Source organism: Micromonospora sp. NPDC049529, assembly GCF_055586685.1.
On sequence record NZ_JBVJHT010000006.1, the window covers coordinates 178,678 to 201,704 of the forward strand.

The 23,027-nt window shown below is 71.3% G+C and carries 22 protein-coding genes; 12 read left to right on the top strand and 10 right to left on the bottom strand.

Going from position 1 to position 23,027, the window contains the following annotated elements:
• Positions 1 to 63 precede the first annotated feature (63 nt).
• Genes ACZ6QQ_RS12285 through ACZ6QQ_RS12295 form a run of 3 tightly spaced genes read left to right on the top strand, consistent with a single transcriptional unit; the run spans position 64 to position 3,318 of the window.
• Positions 64 to 1,041: a hypothetical protein gene (locus ACZ6QQ_RS12285; protein ID WP_465876039.1), complete on the top strand. Its 978-nt coding sequence runs from the start codon at positions 64 to 66 to the stop codon at positions 1,039 to 1,041.
• Positions 1,034 to 1,813: a sulfotransferase family protein gene (locus ACZ6QQ_RS12290; RefSeq protein WP_465876040.1), complete on the top strand. Its 780-nt coding sequence runs from the start codon at positions 1,034 to 1,036 to the stop codon at positions 1,811 to 1,813. Before ACZ6QQ_RS12285 ends, ACZ6QQ_RS12290 begins: the two co-directional genes overlap by 8 nt.
• Positions 1,810 to 3,318 carry a hypothetical protein gene (locus tag ACZ6QQ_RS12295; protein WP_465876041.1) on the top strand — a complete coding sequence of 503 codons (1,509 nt, stop codon included), beginning with the start codon at positions 1,810 to 1,812 and terminating at the stop codon, positions 3,316 to 3,318. The genes ACZ6QQ_RS12290 and ACZ6QQ_RS12295 overlap by 4 nt, the downstream gene beginning before the upstream one ends.
• A gap of 79 nt (positions 3,319 to 3,397) precedes the next feature.
• On the opposite strand, the gene ACZ6QQ_RS12300 is transcribed toward ACZ6QQ_RS12295, so the two are convergent.
• From ACZ6QQ_RS12300 to ACZ6QQ_RS12330, 7 genes are all read right to left on the bottom strand, one after another.
• Complete coding sequence (locus tag ACZ6QQ_RS12300; RefSeq protein ID WP_465876042.1) at positions 3,398 to 3,844, bottom strand: hypothetical protein; 447 nt, start codon at positions 3,842 to 3,844, stop codon at positions 3,398 to 3,400.
• 2 nt (positions 3,845 to 3,846) lie between these two features.
• Positions 3,847 to 5,265, bottom strand: coding sequence for an O-antigen ligase family protein (locus ACZ6QQ_RS12305; protein WP_465876043.1), 1,419 nt, complete (start codon positions 5,263 to 5,265; stop codon positions 3,847 to 3,849).
• A 448-nt stretch (positions 5,266 to 5,713) separates the two neighbouring features.
• Positions 5,714 to 6,586 carry a sulfotransferase family protein gene (locus tag ACZ6QQ_RS12310; RefSeq protein ID WP_465876044.1) on the bottom strand — a complete coding sequence of 291 codons (873 nt, stop codon included), beginning with the start codon at positions 6,584 to 6,586 and terminating at the stop codon, positions 5,714 to 5,716.
• On the bottom strand, positions 6,583 to 8,391 hold the full coding sequence (locus tag ACZ6QQ_RS12315; protein ID WP_465876045.1) for a flippase: 1,809 nt from the start codon (positions 8,389 to 8,391) through the stop codon (positions 6,583 to 6,585). The genes ACZ6QQ_RS12310 and ACZ6QQ_RS12315 overlap by 4 nt, the downstream gene beginning before the upstream one ends.
• 25 nt (positions 8,392 to 8,416) lie before the next feature.
• Positions 8,417 to 9,523, bottom strand: a complete 1,107-nt coding sequence (locus ACZ6QQ_RS12320; protein ID WP_465876046.1) for a Wzz/FepE/Etk N-terminal domain-containing protein — start codon at positions 9,521 to 9,523, stop codon at positions 8,417 to 8,419.
• Between the two features lie 5 nt (positions 9,524 to 9,528).
• The gene (locus tag ACZ6QQ_RS12325) at positions 9,529 to 11,070 is read right to left on the bottom strand and encodes an O-antigen ligase family protein (protein ID WP_465876047.1); all 1,542 of its coding nucleotides are present in this window, start codon (positions 11,068 to 11,070) and stop codon (positions 9,529 to 9,531) included.
• Between the two features lie 226 nt (positions 11,071 to 11,296).
• The gene (locus ACZ6QQ_RS12330; RefSeq protein ID WP_465876048.1) at positions 11,297 to 12,619 is read right to left on the bottom strand and encodes a glycosyltransferase family 4 protein; all 1,323 of its coding nucleotides are present in this window, start codon (positions 12,617 to 12,619) and stop codon (positions 11,297 to 11,299) included.
• A 267-nt stretch (positions 12,620 to 12,886) separates the two neighbouring features.
• On the opposite strand from ACZ6QQ_RS12330, the gene ACZ6QQ_RS12335 reads away from it, so the two are divergent.
• Positions 12,887 to 14,779 carry a CocE/NonD family hydrolase gene (locus tag ACZ6QQ_RS12335; protein ID WP_465876049.1) on the top strand — a complete coding sequence of 631 codons (1,893 nt, stop codon included), beginning with the start codon at positions 12,887 to 12,889 and terminating at the stop codon, positions 14,777 to 14,779.
• A gap of 173 nt (positions 14,780 to 14,952) precedes the next feature.
• On the opposite strand, the gene ACZ6QQ_RS12340 is transcribed toward ACZ6QQ_RS12335, so the two are convergent.
• The gene (locus ACZ6QQ_RS12340; RefSeq protein WP_465876050.1) at positions 14,953 to 15,708 is read right to left on the bottom strand and encodes a phosphotransferase family protein; all 756 of its coding nucleotides are present in this window, start codon (positions 15,706 to 15,708) and stop codon (positions 14,953 to 14,955) included.
• A 237-nt stretch (positions 15,709 to 15,945) separates the two neighbouring features.
• On the opposite strand from ACZ6QQ_RS12340, the gene ACZ6QQ_RS12345 reads away from it, so the two are divergent.
• From ACZ6QQ_RS12345 to ACZ6QQ_RS12355, 3 genes are all read left to right on the top strand, one after another.
• Complete coding sequence (locus ACZ6QQ_RS12345) at positions 15,946 to 17,049, top strand: L-dopachrome tautomerase-related protein (RefSeq protein ID WP_465876051.1); 1,104 nt, start codon at positions 15,946 to 15,948, stop codon at positions 17,047 to 17,049.
• A gap of 21 nt (positions 17,050 to 17,070) precedes the next feature.
• Positions 17,071 to 17,859, top strand: a complete 789-nt coding sequence (locus ACZ6QQ_RS12350; protein WP_465876052.1) for a GNAT family N-acetyltransferase — start codon at positions 17,071 to 17,073, stop codon at positions 17,857 to 17,859.
• 252 nt (positions 17,860 to 18,111) lie between these two features.
• Positions 18,112 to 18,726, top strand: coding sequence for a restriction endonuclease (locus ACZ6QQ_RS12355; protein WP_465876053.1), 615 nt, complete (start codon positions 18,112 to 18,114; stop codon positions 18,724 to 18,726).
• Between the two features lie 229 nt (positions 18,727 to 18,955).
• Here the strand turns inward: ACZ6QQ_RS12355 and ACZ6QQ_RS12360 are convergent, their stop codons facing one another.
• Positions 18,956 to 19,333 carry a VOC family protein gene (locus tag ACZ6QQ_RS12360; RefSeq protein WP_465876054.1) on the bottom strand — a complete coding sequence of 126 codons (378 nt, stop codon included), beginning with the start codon at positions 19,331 to 19,333 and terminating at the stop codon, positions 18,956 to 18,958.
• A 191-nt stretch (positions 19,334 to 19,524) separates the two neighbouring features.
• Here ACZ6QQ_RS12360 and ACZ6QQ_RS12365 point away from each other — a divergent pair, with 191 nt between their 5' ends.
• From ACZ6QQ_RS12365 to ACZ6QQ_RS12385, 5 genes are all read left to right on the top strand, one after another.
• Positions 19,525 to 20,709, top strand: coding sequence for a helix-turn-helix domain-containing protein (locus tag ACZ6QQ_RS12365; RefSeq protein ID WP_465876285.1), 1,185 nt, complete (start codon positions 19,525 to 19,527; stop codon positions 20,707 to 20,709).
• 65 nt (positions 20,710 to 20,774) lie between these two features.
• Entirely contained in the window at positions 20,775 to 20,954 is a 180-nt protein-coding gene (locus ACZ6QQ_RS12370) for a hypothetical protein (protein WP_465876055.1), read from the top strand.
• Positions 20,955 to 21,042: 88 nt separating this feature from the next.
• Positions 21,043 to 21,246, top strand: a complete 204-nt coding sequence (locus ACZ6QQ_RS12375; RefSeq protein WP_465876056.1) for a hypothetical protein — start codon at positions 21,043 to 21,045, stop codon at positions 21,244 to 21,246.
• Between the two features lie 158 nt (positions 21,247 to 21,404).
• Positions 21,405 to 21,623 carry an RNA polymerase subunit sigma-70 gene (locus ACZ6QQ_RS12380; protein ID WP_465876057.1) on the top strand — a complete coding sequence of 73 codons (219 nt, stop codon included), beginning with the start codon at positions 21,405 to 21,407 and terminating at the stop codon, positions 21,621 to 21,623.
• Between the two features lie 11 nt (positions 21,624 to 21,634).
• Positions 21,635 to 22,204 (top strand): Clp protease N-terminal domain-containing protein, encoded by a 570-nt coding sequence (locus tag ACZ6QQ_RS12385; RefSeq protein ID WP_465876058.1) that lies wholly within the window; start codon positions 21,635 to 21,637, stop codon positions 22,202 to 22,204.
• A gap of 61 nt (positions 22,205 to 22,265) precedes the next feature.
• Here ACZ6QQ_RS12385 and ACZ6QQ_RS12390 read toward each other — a convergent pair whose 3' ends face one another.
• Positions 22,266 to 23,018: an SDR family NAD(P)-dependent oxidoreductase gene (locus ACZ6QQ_RS12390; RefSeq protein ID WP_465876059.1), complete on the bottom strand. Its 753-nt coding sequence runs from the start codon at positions 23,016 to 23,018 to the stop codon at positions 22,266 to 22,268.
• Between the last annotated feature and the right edge of the window lie 9 nt (positions 23,019 to 23,027).

Sequence of the window (23,027 nt, forward strand, 5' to 3'; positions counted from 1 at the left end):
TGCGCCGCCGGCCGTACCCCGCCCTCCGGGCAGGGTGGCGCCGGTGCCCGAGCGAGGAGGACCGTGGCCGCCGACGACGATCTCTCCGCGTTCGCGTACACCGCCCGGCGGGTGGCGCGGCACCTGCGCTGGGCGCGTACGGAGGGAATCGGTCGGCTGGTCGAGGAGGACCGGCTCAACCCGGTCGACCGGATCGGCACCGCGCTGGCCAAACGGCGCTGGCGGCGGCGGGCCGGCCGCACGCCCGGCTCGGCGATGCCGGTCTACCTGGTCGGATTGCAGCGCTCGGGCACGAACATGCTGGTCCGGGGGCTGGACTCGGCACCCGAGGTCGAGGTGCGCAACGAGAACGACAGCACCGTCTTCCACCGCTTCCAGCTCCGCCCCGACGAGGTGCTGACCGCCACGATCCGGCGCAGCCGGCACGCGTACGTCCTGGTCAAGCCGCTCTGCGAGAGCCACCGGGTGGACGAGTTGCTGGACCTGCCGGGGCTGGCCCCCGGCCGCGCGCTCTGGGTCTACCGCGACGTCGACGACCGGGCCCGGTCCGAGGTGGCGAAGTTCGGCGACGCCAACCTGCGGGCGCTGCGGGCGATCGCCGACGGCAGCATCGGTCGACGGTGGCAGGGGCAGCGGCTCGACCCGGCAACGGTGGAACTGGTCCGCGACTGCGGACCGGAGCGGATGGACCCGCACACCGGCGCCGCCCTGTTCTGGTACGTCCGCAACTCGCTCTACGTCGACCTGGGCCTGTCCGGGCGCACCGACGTGCTGCTCTGCCGGTACGACACCCTGGTCGCCGAGCCTGCGGCGCAGATCCGCCGGCTCTGCGCCTTTCTCGACTTCCCCTACCACCCCCGGCTGCACGCCCACATCGCCCCGCGCCGGTCGCACGGCGCACCGGAGGGCGGGTCGGCCGGCCGGCGGCTGCCGATCGACACGCGGGTCCGGGCACTCTGCGACGACCTGGCCGCCCGCCTCGCGCCGTACGCCGCCGCCGATGCTGCTGGATCCGAACGGAAGGTGGCCGACCGTGGCTGAACCCGAAGCCCGTACCGCGCCGATCTTCCTGGTCGGCTGCCAGCGGTCCGGCACCACGATGCTGCGACTGGTGCTCGACTCGCACTCCGGCATCAGTTGCGGCCCGGAAACCCGGTTCCTGCCGGACCTGCAACGCGTCGTCGGTCGGGACTGGGAACGGCTGGCCCGGTTCGGTTTCCCCCGGGAGGACTGGCTGCGCCGGATCCGCGAGTTCTTCGGCGGCGTCCACGCCGACTACGCCGCCGCGCGCGGCAAGACCCGGTGGGCCGACAAGACCCCGCTGTACGCGATGTCGCTCGACTTCGTCACCGAGGTCTTCCCGGACGCGCAGATCGTGCACCTGATCCGGGACGGGCGGGACGTGGTCGTCTCGCACCGCAAGCGGTTCGGCTACTGGTCGGCGGTGAAGTGCGTGGTCAAGTGGCCGCGCTACATCCGTACCGCGCGGGCGGTCGGCGCGACGCTGCCCGCCGACCGTTACTACGAGCTGCGTTACGAGGACACGGTGACCGAACCGGAGAAGGCGATGCGCGGCCTGTTCGAGTTCCTCGGCGAACCGTGGGAGGACGGCATCCTCGACTACGGCAGCAAGCAGCACGACGTGGCCCAGAAGTACACCACCGAGGCGGAGAAGCGGCGGGCGGCGGCGGACGTGGCGGCACCGATCTACCCGTCCCGGGTGGGCACCTACCGGCGCGAACTGGACCCGTTCCTGCGCCTGCTCGTCTGGATCTTCTCCGGGCGTACGCTGCGCGCCCTGGGCTACCGGTGAGGCGCCTCGGGCGGGCGCCGGTGCGGGCGCTGACCGCCGCCGTAGTCGCCGCCGTGGTGCTGCTCGGCGCCGGCTGCACCGGTGCGGGCGAGGACTCGCCGCCGCCGGCCGCGCCGGGCACCGGCACCCCGGCAGGTACGCCGGCACCGGGCGACACCGGAGCTGGTCGCCCGGTCGGCGGGGTGTCGAACCCGTTCGGCGCCCACTGGGACTGGTCCCGGTACGACCAGTTCGCGCCGTACCTGAAGAAGATCGGTGGCTCGGCCACCTACGAGGAACTGACCTGGTGCGAGATCGAACGCAGCGCGGGGCAGCTCGACTGGGCCGAGCTGGACCGGATCGCCACCCGCAGCCGCGATCTCGGGATCAAGCTGCACCTGAAGATCCGTACCGGGGTGTGCTGGGCGACCGGGGGCACCGCCGCGTACACCCGTGGGGCGGCGAACAAGACCGAGTCGGCGATGCCGACCGACCTCGCCGCGTACCAGGGGTTCGTCCGCGCGGTGGTGACCCGCTACGCCCCGTACGGGGTGACCGAGTACGCGATCGAGAACGAGGTCAACGCGCCGAGCTACTGGGCCGGCAGCCCCGAGGACTACGTACGCCTGGTGAAGGCCGCCGCCGAGACGATCCGCGCGACCGACCCGAAGGCCCTGGTGGTCGACTCCGGCATCAGCAGCGTCGCGTACGGCATGGGTGTCGCCGACCGGCTGCTGAAGGCTGGACGGGTGCCGGACGCGGTCGCCGCCTACCAGGCGTACTTCCAGCGGCGGGTGGGCACCCGGGGCCAGCAGATCCCGGCGGTGACCGGTGAGGCGGCGCTGCGCAAGGCGCTCGGCACCGACACCAACACCCGCAGCCTGCGCTTCCTGGCCGCCACCGAGTCCCTGCTCGCGGACCGGACGGTCGACGTCCGGCAACTGCACTTCTACGAGCACTTCGACGGGGTGCCGCCGCTGCTGGACTACCTGCGGGAGCGGACCCCGGCCGGGATGCCGATCCAGGCCTGGGAGGTCGGCCAGTTCTGGCGCGACGCCGACGGTGACCCGGCCAGCCGGGCGGCCGAGATGGTGAAGACGGTGTCCCTGCTGGTCGCCGGTGGCATCGGGGAGATCGCCTGGCTGCCGTTGGCGTACAACCCGAACAACGCCGCCGGCAGCGAGGTCCGGTACGGGCTGCTCGACCCGAACGGCACCGAACGCGAGGCGGGCGCGATGATGGCGAGCCTCGCCGAGGCGGCCCGCGACGCCACGGTCACCGCGCTGCCGGCCTCGGCCGCCGGCAAGCTCGACGGGGTCGCCTTCGTCCGGGGCGCCACCAGCACTCTGGTGCTCTGGTCCGCCTCCGGTACGCCGGTCAGCGTGCCGGCCGCACCGGGCGGGCAGAGCGGGGCGGTCGGCACCCAGTTGCGCGCGGCCGGCCGCACCGGCACCACCGTTGGCGGCACTCCCCTGCTGCTGCGCGCCGACCAACCGGTGGACAAGATCCTCGCCGGCCTCCGCTGAGCACCCGGGAGACCGACCGGGGCCCGGAACCATGAACGGTTCCGGGGCCCGACCCCCGCTCTACGGATCCGAGACGGTGTTACTTGATGATCTCGATCTTGCGCTCGTCGTACACGGTCTGGCAGCCTCGCCGGTCACAGACGTCGAGCTTGGCCGAACCGAACGCGACGCCCTTGGTGTAGGGCCGCTGGTCCGGGGTCACCGCGACGTTGATCTTCTGCTGCTCGCCGGTGCAGTCCCGGATGACGATCGTCTTCTCACCCTTGGCGATGGTGTTGCCCACCGCCTGGGTGACCTCCACCGTCAGCGTGCTGCTGTACGAACCCGGCGTGCAGGCGACCTTGACCGGCGCGAACACCACCGCACCGTTGGCGTCGAGCCGAGCCTTGCCACCGAGGGTCAGCACCGCCACCGAGGGCGACTCCGACTGCACGCTGACCGCCGCACCCGCCGGCAGGGCGAACGCGATCACGGCGCCCACCGCGATGGCCAGCAGGGCGAGCCCCGACGCCCGAAAACGGGACATCTTCATTCTTTCTCCTCTACTTGGGTCGTACCAGATTGGATCTCCCCGGTGGCCGGTGCGGTGAGCCCGACGAGCAGTGCGCCGACGAGCGGTAGTACCGCGATGTGCCACAGGAAGTCGAAGCCGCTGTGCACGGCGAACGCCGTCAGCGCGGCAAAGGCACCGGCTCTGATCCCGGCCCGGTGCCGGTCGGCGCCGCCCCGGCGGACGGCCAGTGCCATCGCCGCGAACAGCGCCAGTAACGCGATCCCGCCGACCACGCCGAGGTCGACGAGAAGTTGCAGGTACTCGTTGTGGGCGTAGAGCGCCAGCGCGCCGTTACCGTTGGGCGTCACCCAGAGGAAACGGGCCTCACCGAGCCCGGTGCCGAACCACGGGTTGGCCGCGACCAGGTCGAACGCGGCCGTCGCGGCACCACTTCGGCCCGGCGAACTGAAGTTGCCCCGACTCGCCAGCACCGCCCGCAACTGCGCCGAGTCCCACTGACTCAGCAGGGTGAGCCCGCCGGCCACCAGGGCGACCACCATCGCGGCAGCGCGTAGCCGGGCCGACAGCAGGACCGAGCCCAGCACGATCAGGGCTCCGGCCAGCAGACCGAGTGTGGCGAGCGCCGGTTGGGGTTGCCCGGTCGCCGGGGTCGACGGCACGAGCGCCACCACGGCGACACCCGCGCCCAGCAGCAGCGGACCCACCCGAGTGATCGTCCGCCACGGACCGACGACGATGCCCAACACCACCAACCCGGCCACCAGCGCGATCAGCCCGGCCCGGCTCAGGGCCGCCCCCGTGCCGACCAGCAGCAGGTACGCCGCCCCGGCCCGGACCAGCGACCGGGGCCGGGCGAGCAACAGCGCGATCGCCAGCAGGGCGAGCGGCGCGAGCAGCGCGGCGGCGGCGTTGGGGTAGGTGAGCGTGGAGGCGCCCCGCCACAGTCTTCCCTCGACCAGCACGGCGAACCGGGGCACCCGCATCGCCACCCCGATCCACGCGGTCACCGCGACCAGGACCCCGAGCCCGAGCAGCGCCTCGACGCACCGCTCCCGCTCCCGTGGACTGGTCCGCGCCAGGATCAGCACCACCGCGGCCACGCCCCCGAGCGTGGCGACCGCCCCGATCGCCACCGGGTACGCGTCCGCGATCACCGCCCGCACCAGAATCCACCCGGCCAGGGCCGCGCAGGCCGCCACCACCAGCCAGCCGTCCCGCCGTACCCTGGGCCGAAGCCAGACGGCCACCACCAGCGCGACCGCCACCAGTACGGTCACCAGCGCCCGCCCGGCCGGGTAGTAGCCGCCCTGGGCGACCACCCCGGCGGAGAGCGCCGCGATCAGTACGACAGCGTGCGCGGGCAGCGTCGCCCCGCCGCCTTCCGTAGCCGGATCCGGCGACGCCCCGCCACTGTCCGTGCCGGCGTTGGACAAGATGGACTTCGAGCCCGATCCCGACCCCGCCCCACCCGTGTCGGTGTCCGTGTCCGCGTCCGGACCCTGCCCCGTCCCACCCGTTTTCGTGTCCGGCCCGGTGCCGACGACGGCATCCGACCCGGATCGCGCAGAAGTACGCATCTGTCCCCCGTGGACGTCCGTCGCGTTCCTGTGATCCGCTCGATCGTCGTCGGGGTCAGTCGCCGCACCGCCTACCCGAGCCTGCGGCGTCGACGCATCCCCCGACACGTGACCGACGTACCACTCGGGACACTCGGCCCCGCATCGCGGTCACGGGGGATAGACGCCCCGGTCCCTCGCAAGGTTGCACCCCAACCTCAAACTTCTCCCCCCACCCCCCCACCCCCCACCCCGCCCCGCCTGCCGAGGTTGATCATGAAGTTAGCGCGCCCCCGGAGCCCTCCGGAGGTCGCTAACTTCATGATCAACGCGGGTCAGGGGTAGGGGTCGGGGGCCAGAGGGGTGGGCGGGTGAGGAGGGTGGCCAGGTGGGAGTTGTGGGGGGCGAAGTGGGTGGACAGGCGGGCGCGGAGGGCGGGGGTCAGCTGGGAGGGGCCGGAGTCGACGCGACGGGTGTGTCGGATGAACGTCTCGGGGGTGAAGGGAGGCAGGTCGAGGAAACGCAGGATCTCGGCGTACGTGCCGGCCGGATCGGTGTGCAGGTCCTCGGTACGGGCGACGTGGATTCGCTCCCGGGGGATGTGCGCGAACCACCGCTCCAACTGTTCGGCGTAACGGCCACGGGCCGCGTACGAGTGGTTGCGCAGTGCCCGGTGGGCGGCGCGGGTGTCCGGGCCGTCGCGCAGTGCCCGTGCCAGCCGCTCCTCCTCCGCGTCGAGGGCGTCCATGAAGGAGAGCGGCTCCGCGCCGTACGAGCGGGTGTGCAGGTAGTGCGAGTACGCCCGCTGCACCGGATCCCGCAACAGTGCGACGAACCGGGCGTCGGGCAGGTCCGCCGCGATCCGGGCCGGCACACTCGGGTGGAACAGGTAGTACGGGCTCGCCTCGAAGCTGTGCTCCCCCGGCGCGAGCGCCGGGAAGTGGGCCCGGTACCAGCGCAGTCCGCGACCGTGGTGCAGGCTGAAGAATTGCAGTTCCTTGCCGGTGGCGCCGCGTACCGAGGGGTGGGCGGCAAGATAGTGGTAGAGCGACGTGGTGCCGCAGCGCTGGCCGCCGATGACGAGGAAGTCCGGCAGTGGTCCGGACGGTCCGGGTCGGCTGGCTCGTCCCCACGCCCGCGCCGCCCGGACACCGCGCCGCAGCCGGTCCGTCACCAGCCGACGACCAACCCCGGTCACGATTCGCCCCCCGCCCGTTCGGCAGCCCCAGCACGGCCAGAGCCGGAGCCGGGGGCAGGGCCGGAGAGGGCAGGGCCAGGGCCGGAGCCAGGGCCAGGGCCAGAGGCAGGGCCGGAGGCAGAGGCAGGGCCAGAGCCGGCGGCGGGGCCGGAGGGGGCACCGGTAGCGGCGGTTCGGCGGCCGCGGCGGCGGGTTACCGATCGCAACACCATGACGTCCTCCCGACTGAGCCCGAGGGCGAGCACCGCCCCCAGGTAGACCAGCGCGATCACGACCAGGCCGACCGCGAGTTCAGCGGCCCAGCCCGGCACCAGCCAGCGTGCGCCGAACCCGGCGACCAGCGCGAACACCGCCGCGACCAGCCCCTTGAGCATGCCGGCGGTGACCGGTACCGCGTGCACCAGCACCCGTACCTGCCAGACCCGGGCGATGTTCACCGCCGCCAGCGACACCGCCCAGGCGACCGCCGCGCCGAGGATGCCGTACGCCGGGATCAGCCAGAGGTTGAGCAGGATGTTGAGCACCAGCGCGACCAGGTTGTCGACCATGTTGACCGACACCCGGCCGGACATGTTCAGCAGCGTCCCGCACGGGCCGGTCGCCGCGTTGACGAGCTGACCGAGGGCCAGGGCGATGGTCACCGCCGCCCCGCCGACCAGGGCGGACCCGTTGACCAGGTGCAGCAACTGGTCCGGCAGGACCAGCAGCGCCACGAACGCGGGCAGCGAGAGGCGTACCACCCAGCCGGTGGCGACGGCGTAGATCCGGCGTACCTCGTCCATCCGGCCCTGGTGGTAGAGGTGGGCCAGGTACGGGCCGAACGACGCGTTGATCGGCGCGAGCACGAACACCGCCACCGTGACCAGCCGGGTCGCCACGTGGTACGCCCCGATGTCGTCGTTGCCGTAGAACCCGAGCAGGAGCGTGTCGACCCAGATCAGCCCGGTGGAGGAGAGCGACGACACCCAGCTCACGGTGGAGAAGCGGAACAGTTCGGTGGGCCGGTACGCGGGCGCGGCGGCCGGCACCCGGCGCAGCATCCGGACCAGTGCGATCAGCGCGAGCGCGGCCGCGCTCCAGCTCGCCAGCACCAGGGCCCAGAACGCTCCGGTGAGTCCGGCGCCGACGACCAGCGCCCCGACCGTGAGCAGCAGCCGGGCGCCCGGCTCGTAGACCTGCCCGATCAGCGCGTACGGGCGCTGGGTGCGCCAGCCACGGGTGGCGGCCAGCGCCGCCTCGCAGACGGTGGCGGCCGGCAGGGTCAACGCGGCCAGCCGCAGCCCGGTGGTGAGCTGCGGATCGTTGAGCGCCTGCGCCAGCCACGGTGCGCCGAGCGCGAGCCCGACCGCGATCAGGGTGGAGGCCGCCGCCGAGATGGACAGCCCGAGCCGAACGGTGCCCCGGATCGCGGCCGGGTCGTCGTCGGCGAGGTGCACCGCGACGAACCGGGTCAGTCCGGCTCGGAATCCGGAGAGCGAGAGCAGGCCGAGCAGCGACAGCACCGCGTAGACCTGGGCGTACCGGCCGACCTCGCGCAGGCCGAGGACGCGGGCCAGCAGCAACATGATCAGGAACAGGGCCGCCTGGCTCAGCACCGCGCCGGCCAGGTTCAGCACCCCGCCCCGCGCCATCCCGCGTACCTGTTGGTCGCCGGTCTCGGGCGTGGCCGGCTGGTCGGCGGCCTCCGGTGCGGCCCGTTGGTCGCCGGTCCCCGGCTCGGCCCGCTGGTCGCGGGTCTCCGGCACGGCCCGTTGGTCGCCGGTCCCCGGCTCGGTTGGCGGCCGGCCGGTCGACTGCGCGCTCACCCGGCGGTCCGGCGGTGCCGGTCGGTCACGACCGAACCGGGGTCACGCTGTCAACCGGGGTCACGCTGTCGACCCGGGTCACGGTGTCGACCCGGGTCACGGTGTCGAGCGGAGCCGGCAGCGGTCCGTCCGGGACCGCGTCGGCGGCGGCGCCGATGGCCGCCGGGACCGGGGTCGGCCGGGCCGTCGGGCGCAGCGCGGCCCGACCCCGCGACAGCAGTTCGAGTACGCCCACCAGCAGCACCCCGAGCAGCACCCCGGCACCGGCGACCGGCAGCGCGGTACGGATCAGTTCACTCAGCCGGCTCACCGCGTGCACCTGTCCGATGCTGGTCACCTGGGCCGGGTCGGCCGCCTGGGTCTGCGCTCGGGCCGCCTGCAAGCCCTGTCGGGCCTGGGACAGCGCACTGGTCGCCGCGTCCCGCTGGGCGAGCAGCGCCTGGTAGTCGGGGAGCTTCGGCCCCAGCTCGTCGAGCTTCTTCTGCGCGGCGCTGATCGCACTGGCCGCCGCGTCGGCGCCCCGGCCGTTGCCAACCGCCTGCATGGACAGTTGCTGCTGCCGCAGGCTGGTCAGCTCGCTCAGCGTGGCCTGGTAGATCCGGTCCGGCTGGGAGACCTTGTTCAGCTTCTCCCAGTCGCCGATCGCCTTGGTCGCCGCGGTCACGTCCGCGTTGGCCGCCTCGACCTCGCCGGTGGCGATCCCGACCTGGGAGGAGAAGAGGAAGGCCAGGGCGCGGGTGGTGGTCGCGGTCAGCACCGGGGCGACGTTCGCCTTCTTGGTGGCGGCGTACCGCACCTCCAGTTGGCTGCTCGCGCCGACCTGGGTGACGGTCAGCCCGTCGCGCAGCCGCTCCGGTGCCACCCCGGTGTCGGCGGCCACGTCGGCGAGGACGCGGGGTGAGGTGACGGCCGCGCCGAACGCCGCGACGAACTGGTTGGCCGCCTGGGTGCCGCTGTACTGGGTCCCGGCGGCACCGCCGACCAGGGCCGGCGCGGCCACGTACGCGGTGCCGCTGTACTGCTGGGGTGCGAGCAGCACGATGCCGGCCGCCGCGCCGGTGGCGAGCACCGGCACCCCCACGAGTACCCAGAGCCGCCGCCGGGCGACCCGCAGGTAGTCGACGATCTCCACGCTTGTTACCCCAATGCTGTCGTTGCGTGCGACGGGACGGGTGTGCTCCGTGGCTTCGTGCCGGCCGGTTCGGTCGCCGGTCGGCGGGCGATGGCGCTGGCCGCCGCAGCGAAGGCGACGAAGTACCAGAGCGTGACCACGTTGGAAATGACGTTGGAGGCGGCGCTGACCGCCACGAACGCGGTGGCGCAGCCGGCGAAGCCGACCGCCACGCCGCGTTCGAAGCTGCCGGGTGGTGCCCGCCGCAGGGCACCACGGGCGGTGTAGAGGAAGGCGACCAGCATCGTCAGGTACGCCACGAGGCCGAGCAGCCCGGTCTCGACGTACGCCCGGAGGAAGTCGTTGTGCGGCTTCTTCGCCTCGTCGGTCTCGCGCTGGGTCATGTTCGGCCCGATGCCGGTCAACGGGTTGCGGTTGGCCAGCGTGACGATCTCGGTCCAGTAGCCGATCCGCCAGGCCAGGGTGTTGCCGGTCGGGTCGCCACCGACGGCGCGCGCGTCGGCGAGTTGGGCGAACCGGTCCCCGACCGCCGGCACCAGGCTCACCCCGGCGACCGCCACCACGCAGAGCGTGACCAGCATCCGCTTGCTGCGGTGCAGTACGGCCACCACGACCAGTCCGATCGCCGCGCCGAGGATGGCACTGCGGGTGTTGGTCAGCAGCAGGAAGACCAGGGACAACCCGAGCAGCACTCCGAGGACGACCCGCAGCCGGCGACTCAGGAAGCGGTAGACCGCGAACCCGAAGATCACCATGAACATCAGGTACCGGCCGAAGGTGGTCGACTGGCTGAACGTACCGCTGATCCGGGTGAAGCTGCCCTTCACCTCGGCCGGCGGGTTCCCGAGCAGGGACATCAGCACGGTGTAGCCGAGCGCCAGCACCAGCGAGAGGTAGCAGGCCAGCAGCACCCGACGGATCGCCGCGCTGTCCGGCATGAGCTGCTCCAGCACCACGAACATCACCACCACGGTGAGGATGCGCAACGCTTCGAGCAGGCTGTTCGCCGGTACGGCCGCGCCGAGCGCGCTGACCAGGCTGGTGGCGCCGACGAGCAGCATGGCCCAGCCCAGCGGTGAACCCCGCAGCCGGCCCTGCCGGCTGAACTGGGCGGCCAGCCAGAGCCCGGCGGCGAGCAGGAAGAGTACGGCGAGCAGGGTGGACGGGTCGGTGGCCCGGCCCGTCTCCACGGGTGCGGCCTGGCCGGCGCTCGGTCCGGTGAGTTTGAACAGGTCGACGCAGGACCGGATGGCGAGCATCAGCAGGACGTACCCGGCGAACCGGGTCAGGGCGAGCACCGCCACCGCGATCCCGGCGACGGCGGCGATCGGCAGCACCACGCCCCGGCGGTCACCGTCGGCCAGCGCCAGCCCGGCGAGGACGGCGATGATCGCGGCGAGCACCGCGGCGGCACCGACGAGGATCCGGGCGGCCGTACCGCCCCGCCCCGGCTCGGCTGCCCCGGTCGGCACGTCACCGCCGGGTACGCGGGTTCGTGCAGGCGACGTGGCGTACGCCCCGACCAACTGCTGCGTGTGTTGTTCCACCGGTCCCACTGATGCCGAATCGACGTTGCCCCGGCCGCTGCCGGGCGCGGCCATCCCATGTCCTCCCGGCACGAAGATCGGTTCAATCTAGCCCCGGTCGCCGACCGGGCAGAAGGGGCCGTTACGCCGACCGGGGCATCCTCCCCCGGGCCGACCCGAGGCAACCGGCCTGAACAGGGCCGATGCCGCCACGACGATGGACGGACGAGCTTCGGGCGGACGAGCTTCAGGCGGACGAGCTTCGGGCGGCGGAGCTTCGGGCGGCGAGTCGGGCGCGGGCGCGGCGGCCGGGGACCCGGGCCAGGTCGAGGTAGAGCCGCTCCAGCTCGCGCGCGGCGGTGTCCCAGCTGTACATCCCGGTCACCCGGTCGCGCAGCGCCTCGGCGCCGGCCCGCTCGGCGGCCGGGTCGGCGAGCACCGGGGCCAGCGCCCGGAGCAGGTCGTCCTCGTCACCGTCGCGGAACAGCCGCCGCCCCGGAGCGTCGGCCTCCAGCACCTCCACGTGCGGCGCGATGTCGCTGGCCACCACCGGCAGCCCGTACGCGGCCGCTTCGAGCAGGGTCAGCGGCAGGCCTTCCAGCCGGGACGGCTGGACGAAGCCGGCGGCGTTGGCGTACAGCTCGGCGAGGAGGTCGCCGTAGGCGAAGCCGGTGAAGACGATCCGCTCGTCCCCGTCTGCCTCGCGGCGCAGCTGCGCCACGAAGTCGTCGGTGAACGAGGAGCCGCCGACGATCGCCAGCCGCATCGTGGTGCCGCTGCGGCGGAAGGCCCGGATCAGCAGGTCGGCGGCCTTCTCCGGGACCAGCCGGCCGACCAGGATGAGGTAGCCGCCGGGGGTCAGCCCGAACCGGGCGCCGATCTGCCGGGCCGGCAACGGCCGGGCCGGGTTCACCCCGTTCGGTATGTAGCTGGTCGGGCGGCCGAACGTGGTCTCGTAGTGGGCGGCGAGGCCGCGCGAGACGGCGACCCGCCGGTGCGGGACGTACCCGCTCATCCAGTGGGCGCTGCCGAGTACGGCCCGTGCGCCGGCTCCCCACTTGTCCCGCTGGTTGTCCAGCCCGTGCACGGTCAGCACCACCCGCGCCCGGGACAGCCAGCGCGGCAGCGGGGCGACCAGGCCCGGTCCGAGCCCGTGGTAGTGCACGATGTCCGGCCGTTCGACCATCGCCGCCATGGTCGAGGTGGCGGCGTGCACGATCGCGTCGAGGTGCTTGCTGGCGATCGTCCGGACCTGGCGCAGCCGTACGCCCCGGTACCGGTCCAGCGGCATGCTGCCGTAACTCTCCCGGCAGTAGACGGTCACCTCGTGGCCGTAGTCGGCGAGCCGGCTGGCCAGCTCCTCGACGTGCCGCTCGATCCCGCCGTAGGTGGCGGGCATGCCCTTCTGGCCGATCATCGCGATGCGCAGCGGTCGCCAGCCGGCGCCCGGTCCGGCGGGATGCGCGGGAATCTCCCGCCGGACCGGAGCGCCTCGGCCGTGTTGGCCGGGAATGGCGGCTTTGGGGGTTTCGTGGTCTACTTTCTCGGCCTGCAGGTCGGGATGGACCACGACGACTCCCTGCGTGACTAGGTGCTCGCCCGCTGCTCGGGCAGATCAACACCCTGCCACGAACGGGCCGACCAGCCCGCTGAACAGGTGTCGGAAAAGATCAGCTTTAACATTCGTCACATGTCGAAATGTCATCCGGATGACGTCGAGACGCCCGTGGTGTCTCCGGGTCGAACGGTGAACGAACAAATTCCTACAGCTGAAGATGGCGATCCGTGCATCCTCCCGCCTAACCTACCGAGGCTTCTGACCTAAAAGGAGAACTGCATGGGTCGCATCAGCAGGCTGTGGCGTACGGGTATCGCCGTACTGCCCGTGGCCGCGCTCGCCGTCGTCGGGGCGGCGCCACAGGCGCTCGCGGTCGACACTCCCGCGATCGTCGTACAGGACGGGGTGACGCAGCCGGTCTTCGGTTACGCCGACGCCATCCGGGAACGACTTTTCATCGACTCTACTTTCGACAGTGACAACGACGGGCTGCGCGACATCATCGCGTTCGATGTGATGCGCCCCAAGGCCACCGCGAATGGCCTCAAGGTTCCGGTCGTCATGGACGCCAGCCCCTATTACTCGACGGTCTGCCGGGGCAACGAGTCCGAGTGCAAGGCCGACCTGGACGGCGACGGCCTGAACGACAAGTGGCCGCTGTTCTACGACAACTATTTCGTGCCGCGCGGTTACGCGGTGATCCTGCTGGACATGGTGGGCACGAACAACTCGACGGGTTGCCCGACCACCAACGCCAACGAGGACAACCTCAGCGCCAAGCAGGCGATCAACTGGCTGAACGGCCGGGCCACCGCCCGCAACGCCGCCGGCCAGGTCGTCAAGGCGGACTGGCACAACGGCAAGACCGGCATGATCGGCAAGTCGTACGACGGCTCGCTGGCCATGTCGACGGCGGTGACCGGGGTCAAGGGCCTCACCACCATCGTGCCGATCAGCGGTCCGACCGAGTACTACGACTACGTCCGCAGCAACGGGGTCATCACCCGGGGCAACAGCTACGTGGCGTCGCTGGCCAACACGGTCACGAACCCGGAGCGGCGGGACTACTGCAAGCCGACCCGGGACGCGATGGCCGCCGTCGACGGTGACGAGAGCGGTGACTACACCTCCTTCTGGAACGAGCGCAGCTACGTCAAGAAGGTCGACAAGGTCACCGCGAGCGTGCTGCTCTACCACGGCCTGAACGACGACAACGTACGGCCGGACCACTTCAGCAAGTTCTGGTACGCGCTGGCCGAGAACAACGTGCCGCGCAAGCTGTGGCTGTCGCAGGAGGGTCACGTCGACCCGTTCGACTCCCGCCGCGAGGTGTGGGTGAACACCCTGCACCGCTGGTTCGACTTCTGGCTCCAGGGTGTGCAGAACGGCATCATGGAGGAGCCCCGGGTCGACCTGGAGCGTTCCGCCGACGTGTGGGAGACCTACGCCGACTGGCCGGTGCCGGGCAAGACCGACACCGAGATCTTCCTCCAGCCGGGTACCACCGGTGCCGGTGGTCTCGGCCTGGTCCCGACGACGAAGCCGGTCAACGGCGCGTTCACGGACAGCCCGACGCAGAGCCAGAACACGATGATCCTGAACCCGGACGCGGTACAGCCGAACCGGCTGGCGTTCCTGTCCGCTCCGCTCACCGCGCCGCTGCACATCTCCGGTACGCCGGTCGTGCAGCTGCGGGCCTCGGCCAACCAGACCGACACCAACTTCGGTGCGATCCTGGTCGACTACGGCACCGCCGAGCGGGTCAACCACCGGGCCTCGGGCGAGGGCATCATCACGCTGGAGACCCAGGACTGCTGGGGCGAGAGCAGCCCGACCGACGACGGTTGCTACAAGCAGACCCAGAAGCGGGTGGCGACGGCCGACTACGAGCTGGTCACCAAGGGCATCATGGACGCCCAGAACCGGCAGTCGCTGCGGACCGCGGTGCCGCTGGTGCCGGGTCAGGCGTACAACTTCGACTTCCCGCTGCTGCCGGAGGACTACGTCTTCCAGCCGGGTCACCGGATCGGCGTGATCATCGTCGGCAGCTACCCGCAGTACTCCAGCCAGGCCGACCAGAGCCGGGCGAACATCGAGGTCGCGCTGAAGAGCAGCAACATCGTCCTGCCCGTGGTCGGTGGCACCGCCGCCGCGCACGCCGCCGGACTGTAAGACCCCCGGGACGTCTCCCGCGCAGTTGGCGTTCCACGGGAAAACCCGCAGGCCGGCGGCTCCATCAGCCCCGCCGCCGGCCTGCGGCCCGACTACGAGCTGGCGGGCCTTGCCCGCCAGGGGCTGTATCGAAGTTGAGGCCGGGTGGCGGCGTGGCCCAGCCCGGATACAGACTAGGGCTCCTGCATCCGGGATCTGAGCACGTCGAATTCGCACCCCGGCGCGTGCGGATCGAAGCCGTGCTCGATCAGCCAGTGCGACGCCACCAGGCTGCGCAGTGACCACCAGGCGCGGATCACGTCCCGGTCCGCGCCGGCACCGTAGCCGGCAAGCAGGTCGTCGAGGCGTTCCTCGTGCCCGAGCGTCAAGATGGCGAGGTCGAACATGGCGTCGCCGGGGGCGGCCTCGGACCAGTCGATGACGCCGGTGACCTCGTCGCCGTCGACGAACACGTGGGTGATCTGCAGGTCACCGTGGATGAACACCGGTCTCCACGGCCGGAGCGCCCCCTCGGCGATCTCCCGGTTGCGCCGGATCACCTCGGCGGGCAGAACGGCGTTGGCGAGCAGCCACGCGCACTCGCGGTCGAGTTCCGCCGCCACGTCGTCGAGCCTGGGCCCCGGCCACGGCGGCAACGGCGCATCGTGCAGCCGTCGTATGGCGGCACCCGCCGCAGCCCACGCTGCGGGCGACGCGGCCGACGGTTCGCCGAGGATGCCGAGCGCCTTGCCGGGCGCGGCGGCGATCGCGAGCACAGGTGGCTCGCGCCAGAGGATCGCCGGGGTCGGTATCGGCGCCATGGCCATCGCCCGCACCTCGACGTCGGCGTGCGCCGGGTCGCCGTCGACCTTGAGGAACACGTCGCCGACGCGCAGCGTCGCCCGCTGTCTGTGGGCGACGACGACTTCAACCTCTTCCACACCGGCCATCCTGGCGGGGATGGCCGCCGATGTCGCCCGATTTGCGGGCGGCGGGCGAGATCCGCCGGCGGCCGGGACGCCGACCGGCTCGGCGTGGCGCTGGACACCGCCGACGACGACCTGGACCGGGAGCTGGCCCACTCCGGGACCGCGGACCGGTAGACCCCACCAGGACGGACTGGTTTCCGCCGGACGAATCGGGGAAGTACCGGCAACTAGTGTGACCACACCAAGGGGGTACGGCTGATGAGCGACCACTTCGCCACCGACGAGCCCTACGGGGACCTGGAGGTGGTCGCCACCTTCACCGGGCCGATGCCGACCGGGGTGGCCGTCTCGCACACCGGCCGGATCTTCGTCAACTTCCCGAAGTGGGGCGACAAGGTCACCGCCTCCGTCGCCGAGGTACGCGACGGGGACACCCACCCCTATCCGGACATCGCGTGGAACAGCCCGACCGGCGACGACGACCCGGAGGCGTTCGTCTCGGTCCAGTGCGTCGTGGTCGACCCCGCCGACCGGCTCTGGGTGGTCGACACCGGCAGCCCGATGTTGGCCCCCACCCGGTACGGCGGGCCGAAACTCGTCTGCGTCGACCTCACCACCAACAGCGTCACCCAGCAGATCCTGCTGCCCGCCGATGTCGCCCTGCCCACCTCGTACATCAACGACGTCCGGTTCGACCTGCGGCGCGGCGCCGCCGGCACCGCCTTCGTCACCGACTCCAGCGGCAACGGCCCGAACGGCATCATCGTGGTCGACCTGGCCACCGGCGAGGCGTGGCGACGCCTGCACGACCACCCGTCCACCAAGACCGAACCACTCGCCGTGTTCCACCCGCTGGTGGAGGGGCGGGAGTTCCTGATGCGGCCGGCCGACGGTCCGCCCAAGCCACTGACCATGGGGTCGGACGGGATCGCCATCTCCGCCGACGGCAGCCGGCTCTACTACTGCCCGCTGACCTCCCGACGGCTGCACAGCGTCTCGGTGGACGCGCTGCTCGACCGGGGACTCGACGACGCCGAGGTGGCGGCGACGGTCGTCGACGAGGGAGACAAGGGCACCGCCTCCGACGGGTTGGAGAGCGACGACGCCGGACGGATCTACCTGACCGGGTACGAGCAGAACGCGATCCTGCGCCGGCACCCGGACGGGCGGCTGGAGACGGTCGCCCGCGATCCTCGGCTGCTCTGGCCGGACACCATGTCGATCGCCACCGACGGATACCTGTACGTCACCGCCAATCAACTGCACCGCCAACCGACCTACCAGGGCGGGGTGGACCGCCGGCAGAAGCCGTACCTGCTGATGCGGACCCGGATCGACGCGGGCCCGGTGCTGCTGCGGTAACGCCTGTGTGATCATCTCTGGATGCCGGTGGAGAGTGTGCACGACCGGGCCGAACTGGCCGACCTGTTACTGCGTACGCCGGACCTGCGCGCGTACGAGCTGGGTGATCTGGACGAGCGCTTCTGGCCGTACACAACCTGGTACCGGCGGGGCGAGGCGCTGGCGCTGGTCTTCCACGGCGCGGGCCTGCCCATCCTGCTGGCCCTGGACACCCCGGACCGCGCGGTTGCACTGACCGAACTGGTGTCGGACCTGCGGCCGCTGTTGCCGCGCCGGTTCTACGCCCACCTCTCCCCCGGCGTGACGACGGCGCTGGAGCCGGAGTTCACGGCCGACTCGAACGGGCCGCACCTGAAGATGGCACTGACCGACCCGACCCGGCTGGACCGGTGGTCGGGCGCGCAGGACAAAACCGAGGTGGTCGAGCTGACCGTTGCCGACCTGCCCGAACTCTCCGCGTTCTACGAGCTGGCCTACCCGGCACACTCGTTCGTGCCCAAGATGGTCGAGCAGGGCCCGTACGTCGGGGTCCGGCGCGACGGTGATCTGCTGGCGGTGGCCGGCGTGCACGTCTTCTCGCCCCGCTACCGGGTGGCGGCGCTCGGCAACGTGGCCACCCATCCGCAGGCCCGTGGCCGGGGGCTCGCCTCGGTGGCGGTGGCCGCACTGTGCCGCCGACTGCTGGCGGACGTCGACCGGATCGCGTTGAACGTGAAGGCGGACAACGCCGCCGCGATCGCGCTCTACACCCGACTCGGCTTCGGCCCGGTGGCCGAGTACACCGAGCTGACCTTCACCGCCCGGTCATAGCTGGCGCCGGGGTCCGTCCTCCGGTCCGGGCGGAATGCCAGCTTTCGCGGATGACGGATCCGGTCGATGCCGACAACACTGAAGTGTCGTAGCCACAGCGGAGAGTAGGGGATCCCTCGCCGCCAAGGAGCCACGATGCACCGGGTCCGCTCGTACCGCCGTCGCGACGGCACCCGCGTCAGGTCCCACTACCGCCGAGGTCGGGGGCGTCGCTCCACCGTTCGATACCTGAAAGGTGGTGGTGGCAGCCCGTTGGACGGTCGGGCGGGCTGGGTCCTGTTGGCCGCTCTCCCGGCACTGTTCCTGGTGCTGGCCGTCGCGGAGTTCGTCGAGCGGCACCCGGTGTGGTCCGGCCTGATCGTCCTGGCCCTGGTCGCGGTCGGCATCGCCGTACTCCGGTTCTGGCTCCGGGAACGCGCCCGGCAACGGGCGATCGAGGCGGAGTCGGCGCGCTCCATCGCGGCCACCGACGCCATGAGCGGAGAGCAGTTCGAGCAGTGGGTGGCCGCTCTGCTCGCCCGATCCGGGTTCACCCAGGTCCAGGTCTGCGGCCGTACGGGCGACCGGGGCGCGGACATCCTCGCCCGTACGCCGGACGGTCGGCGGGTGGTCGTGCAGTGCAAGCGTCAGGACTGGACCAACCCGGTCGGAAGCGCGGCCATCCAACGCTTCGCCGGCACCTGCCACACGATTCACCAGGGCCAGCTCTGCATGCTCGTCACGAACGGTCGCTTCACGGCGGGAGACGGCGTGGAGCTGGCCCGAGAGCTGAGGATCAGTCTGGTCGGGCGATCCGCACTGGCGGACTGGGCCGCGCACGGCGTCGTACCCCCGGAGATCGCCAACCGGCTCACCCCGCAGATCTGAGAGGGCGGCTCGTTCGGCACTCAGCCGCCTCGTCGCGCACGACACGCTGACCAGCCCCGGCGACACAGCGTGACGCCGCCGGGGAAATTGATGCCTTCGACTCGTACATCATCTTTTGCATTGGTACATCGAAAATGATGTACGAGATTGACACTTCATACGTCCGCCGCAGTGTCCGGGTAGCGTCGACAATGACGGACGGTCACCAGCGCTACGAGGCATCCGTTCGTCAGTGGCGGACCAGGCAGAACGGGTGCCCTGCGGGATCGGCGTAGATGCGCCAGCCCCGCCCGTCCGGTCCGTCGTCCAACACCGTCGCCCCCAGGGCCGACACCTGCTCCTGGGCACCATCCAGGTCCGCGACACGGAAGTCCAGGTGGAACTGCTGGGGCCGGGCCGGATCGGGCCACATCGGTGGCCGGTAGTCCGCCACCCGCTGAAAGGCCAGGACGAGGCCGGACGGCGTGTGCAATGTCGCCCAGTCGTCGTCGACCGCCCACTGCGGATCCGGCCGATTGACCTCGCCACCGAGGAGCGTCCGGTAGAACTCGGCAAGTTCCACCGGACGAGGGCAGTCCAGCACCACACACTGAAGCTCAGCGATCATGGATCAATCCTAGGCGCCGGGCAGGTCGTGGCTCGTTGGCGTTACGTCGGGAATGGTCACCAGAGACTTGTGACTCGCTGATCCAGCTTGGGTACTGTCCGCGTTCGGGTGATGCAGTCGGGAGTACCGTCAGAGGTTGGGCGACCGCACGCGGGAGGCGGAATCTCGTGGACCTGGGAAGCGACCCCGGCATGACGCCGGCCCAGCGCATAAAGCTCTACCGTCAGCGAGCCGGCATCACGCAAGAGGTGGCCGCGCAACTCAAGGGCGTGACGGTCTCCGCCTGGCGCAAGTGGGAGTCCGGTGAGCGGTCGGTCACCTCGTTGGGCGACTGGATCGAGATCGCCCGGATCCTCAAGGTCCGCGATCTCTACCGGCTGACCGGCCTGCCCGTGGGCAGCCTTCCCGATGAACAGGCGGAGCACGAAACCGTCGCTCCCGTGCGTGCCGCGCTGTACGCCTACGCGCCGCAGCTTGACGGGCCACCGGATCTGGACGGGCTACGGCGGACGATCGAGTGGAGTTGGAACGCCTGGTACGACTCGGGGGATCGGTACTCGCGTACGGGTTCGGTGTTGCCCGAGCTGATCACCAAGGCTCGTGCCACCGTTGCCGCAGTCGACGGGGAGCAGCGGCGAGGGGCGCAACGGGCGACCGCCGACCTGATGATGTTGGTGCGGGCGTTCGGCAAGCGCATCGGTGCACTGGATGTGTCGCTACTGGGAGCCGACCGGGCACTGGCAGCAGCCGCCGAGGCGGACGATCCGATCTATCGGGCGGCGGCCGCTTGGCATATGGCGAATGTTCTGTCCGCTGCCGGGCACGCGGAGGAGTCCGGGGTGCTCTGCCGGGACGCTGCCGCTGACCTGGTGAGAATCGATGACCAGAACGAGGAGCGGATCGCCCTGCTCGGTGCGCTGCACCTCATGCTCTCGGTGCAGGAAGCGCGGTTGGGTAGCGACCGCCGGGCCGAGGCGGCGCTCGCCTTCGCGGAGCGGACCGCCGGCACCACCGGCGAGACACTGTGGCACCACCTCTACTTCGGTCCGATCAACGTCGGCGTACACCGGGGAGCGGTCGCACTGGAACTGTCCCGGCCGGCCGAGGTGCTGCGGATCGCCGAACGGGTCGACGTCACCCGCTCGCCCAGCCGGGAGCGCCAGCACTCGCACTACATCCACCTGGCAAGGGGGTACGCGACCCAACGCGACGACCTGGCCGCCGTACACATGCTGGTGCGAGCGGACCAGGCGATTCCGGAGGAGTCACACCTCAACCTGGTCATGCGGGCATTGGTGCGAGAACTCCTCGTACGCGAAACACCGACAATCAGACCCGAACTCCGACCACTGGCCGAGCGGATCTGCGTCGCCTGACTACCCCACAGCGGGGTAGTTCCCCGTTACGTGACCGCCAACGAGTCACCAACACCATACCTTCGGTGATGGACGCGGCGATCGAATGCCATCCCGCATTTGGCTTCTCGATCGTCGCGTTCCTCATTGCGAAGGGAGCACACGATGCGATGGCGTTGGTTCCGGCGAGCTACCGCCGAGCCGGATCCGATCGGGCCGGACCCTCTACCTCGCCACCCAGTTCGTCGACGCCCTCGGTGATCTGAACACCATCGACCCGGCCCTCGGACCACCACCGGACCCACGAGCCCTCTACGAACGCTTCCTCGGCTGGGTACCGGTCAGGCGCACACCGTGAGCAGTCTGACCAAGGTCACCGTCAACCTCACCCCGGCCGCCGAGGCAGCCCTGACCAAACTCGCCGCCGTCCACGCGAACCGCACCGACGCACTCAACTTCGCGCTGCGCCTCGCCGCACTCATCACCGACCTGGCGCCCGAAGGGCACTTCACGATCGTCCAGCCGGACGGATCACTCGATCGCATCCACCCGATCTAGCGTGGCTTCCCGCCCGGTCGTGGCGGCGCGGGCTGTGGCGTTTCACTGCCCCCATAGGGGCCCAAATCCGCCACAGCCCAGCCAGCCACCCGCCTGCCTACCCACGCTGCTGTCAAGATAAGTTGACAACTGCGAGTGCGTCAACTTATCTTGACAGGGTGAACGAGAACCAGGGACTCACCAACGCGGCCGGCGCCGCCGACCCCGCCACCGGCCTGCGGGCCGTCGCCGCGCTCCGGAAGCTGGTTGAGCAACTGGAGGCCCTCCAGGTGCGCAACGCCCGCGCTCACGGTTGGGCCTGGCAGGCGATCGCGGAGGCGTTGGGCGTCACCCGGCAGGCCGTACACCAGAAGCACGCACAGCGGACACGAGACTAGGAGCGCAAGCCATGTTCGAGCGGTTCAGCAAGAACGCGCGCCGTGTCATCACCGACGGCGTCCAGGCCGCCGCCGATGCCGGCGTGGCCAAGGCGGGCCCGCAGCACCTGCTGCTCGGGCTGGCCGCCAACGAGCAGAGCGTCGGAGCCCGTGTGCTGGCCGAATACGGCGTCACCGCGGCCGTGCTGCGCGCCGCCGCGACAGCCAGACCCGGCCGGGCCGGCCTCACCGACGACGAGATCACCGCCCTGCGGGCCCTCGGCATCGACGCCGAGGAGGTGTTCCGCCTGGTCGAGGAGGCGTTCGGGCCGAACACCTGGGACGAACCGGGCCCACCGCAGCCGCCCCGCCGCCGGGGCCACTTCGGCGGACCCGTCGACCAGCAGGCAAAGAAGGTGATCGAACAGGGCCTGCGGGAGGCGGTCGCCCTGCGGCACCGGGAGATCGACTCCGGTCACCTGCTGCTGGCGCTGCTGCGGCACGGCGTACCCGGGCCGATGTCCGAAGTGCTGACCGCGCACGGCGTGACGTACGACGACGCGAAGCGACACGTACTCCTCGCGCAGGCCGGGGTGGCGTAACGCCGCGCAGGGGCTCGCCGGCAATCCGAGGGCCCCTGCGCGGGTGCGTCGACCGGGGACGCTACTTCGAACGAGGAAGCCGGAGGCCGGACATGCCGCCGTCGACGGCGAGCGACGTACCGGTGGTGGCGCCGGAACGCGGGCTCGCCAGGTACGCGACCGCGCCGGCCACCTCGTCGGCCGTGACCAGCCGGCCGGTGGGCTGACGGGCGGCGAGCCGCTCCTTCTCCCCCGCCGGGTCCTCCGCCTTCGCCAGCAGCCGCCCCACCCACGGGGTGTCGACGGTGCCGGGGGCGACGCAGTTGACCCGGATCCCCTCGCTGACCAGGTCGGCGGCCATCGCCAGGGTCAGCGCGTGCACCGCGCCCTTCGACGCCGAGTAGAGCGCCCGCTGCACCAGCCCGGCGGTGGCGGCGATCGACGAGGTGTTGACGATCGCGCCGTGCGAACTGCGGCGCAGGTACGGCAGCGCCGACCGGGTGGTCCGGACGATGCCGATGACGTTGACGTCGAGGACCCGCTGCCACTCGGCGTCGTCGTTCGCCTCGACCGTGCCGACCGCGCTGATCCCGGCGTTGTTGATCAGGATGTCGATCCCGCCGAACGTCTCCGCGACCGCCGCCATGGCCCGGTCCAGCGACTCGGAGTCGGCCACGTCCGCGACCGCCCCGAAGGTCGGTCCGCCCTGCTCGCCGGGGTTCAGGTCGAGTACGCCGACCCGTCCCCCACCGGCGACGAACGCCTCGACGCACGCCTTGCCGATACCCGACCCGCCGCCGGTGACCACCGCTACCAACCCGTCGAACTCGCCCACTTCAACTAC

What these genes read in the sequence shown, in the direction of transcription:
- ACZ6QQ_RS12300 (WP_465876042.1), bottom strand. Translation starts at nt 3,844, where the DNA reads ATGTCCCGTTTTCGGGCGTCGGGGCTCGCCCTGCTGGCCATCGCGGTG.
- ACZ6QQ_RS12335 (WP_465876049.1), top strand. Translation starts at nt 12,887, where the DNA reads ATGGGTCGCATCAGCAGGCTGTGGCGTACGGGTATCGCCGTACTGCCC.
- ACZ6QQ_RS12340 (WP_465876050.1), bottom strand. Translation starts at nt 15,708, where the DNA reads ATGGCCGGTGTGGAAGAGGTTGAAGTCGTCGTCGCCCACAGACAGCGG.
- ACZ6QQ_RS12345 (WP_465876051.1), top strand. Translation starts at nt 15,946, where the DNA reads ATGAGCGACCACTTCGCCACCGACGAGCCCTACGGGGACCTGGAGGTG.
- ACZ6QQ_RS12350 (WP_465876052.1), top strand. Translation starts at nt 17,071, where the DNA reads ATGCCGGTGGAGAGTGTGCACGACCGGGCCGAACTGGCCGACCTGTTA.
- ACZ6QQ_RS12360 (WP_465876054.1), bottom strand. Translation starts at nt 19,333, where the DNA reads ATGATCGCTGAGCTTCAGTGTGTGGTGCTGGACTGCCCTCGTCCGGTG.
- ACZ6QQ_RS12365 (WP_465876285.1), top strand. Translation starts at nt 19,525, where the DNA reads ATGACGCCGGCCCAGCGCATAAAGCTCTACCGTCAGCGAGCCGGCATC.
- ACZ6QQ_RS12385 (WP_465876058.1), top strand. Translation starts at nt 21,635, where the DNA reads ATGTTCGAGCGGTTCAGCAAGAACGCGCGCCGTGTCATCACCGACGGC.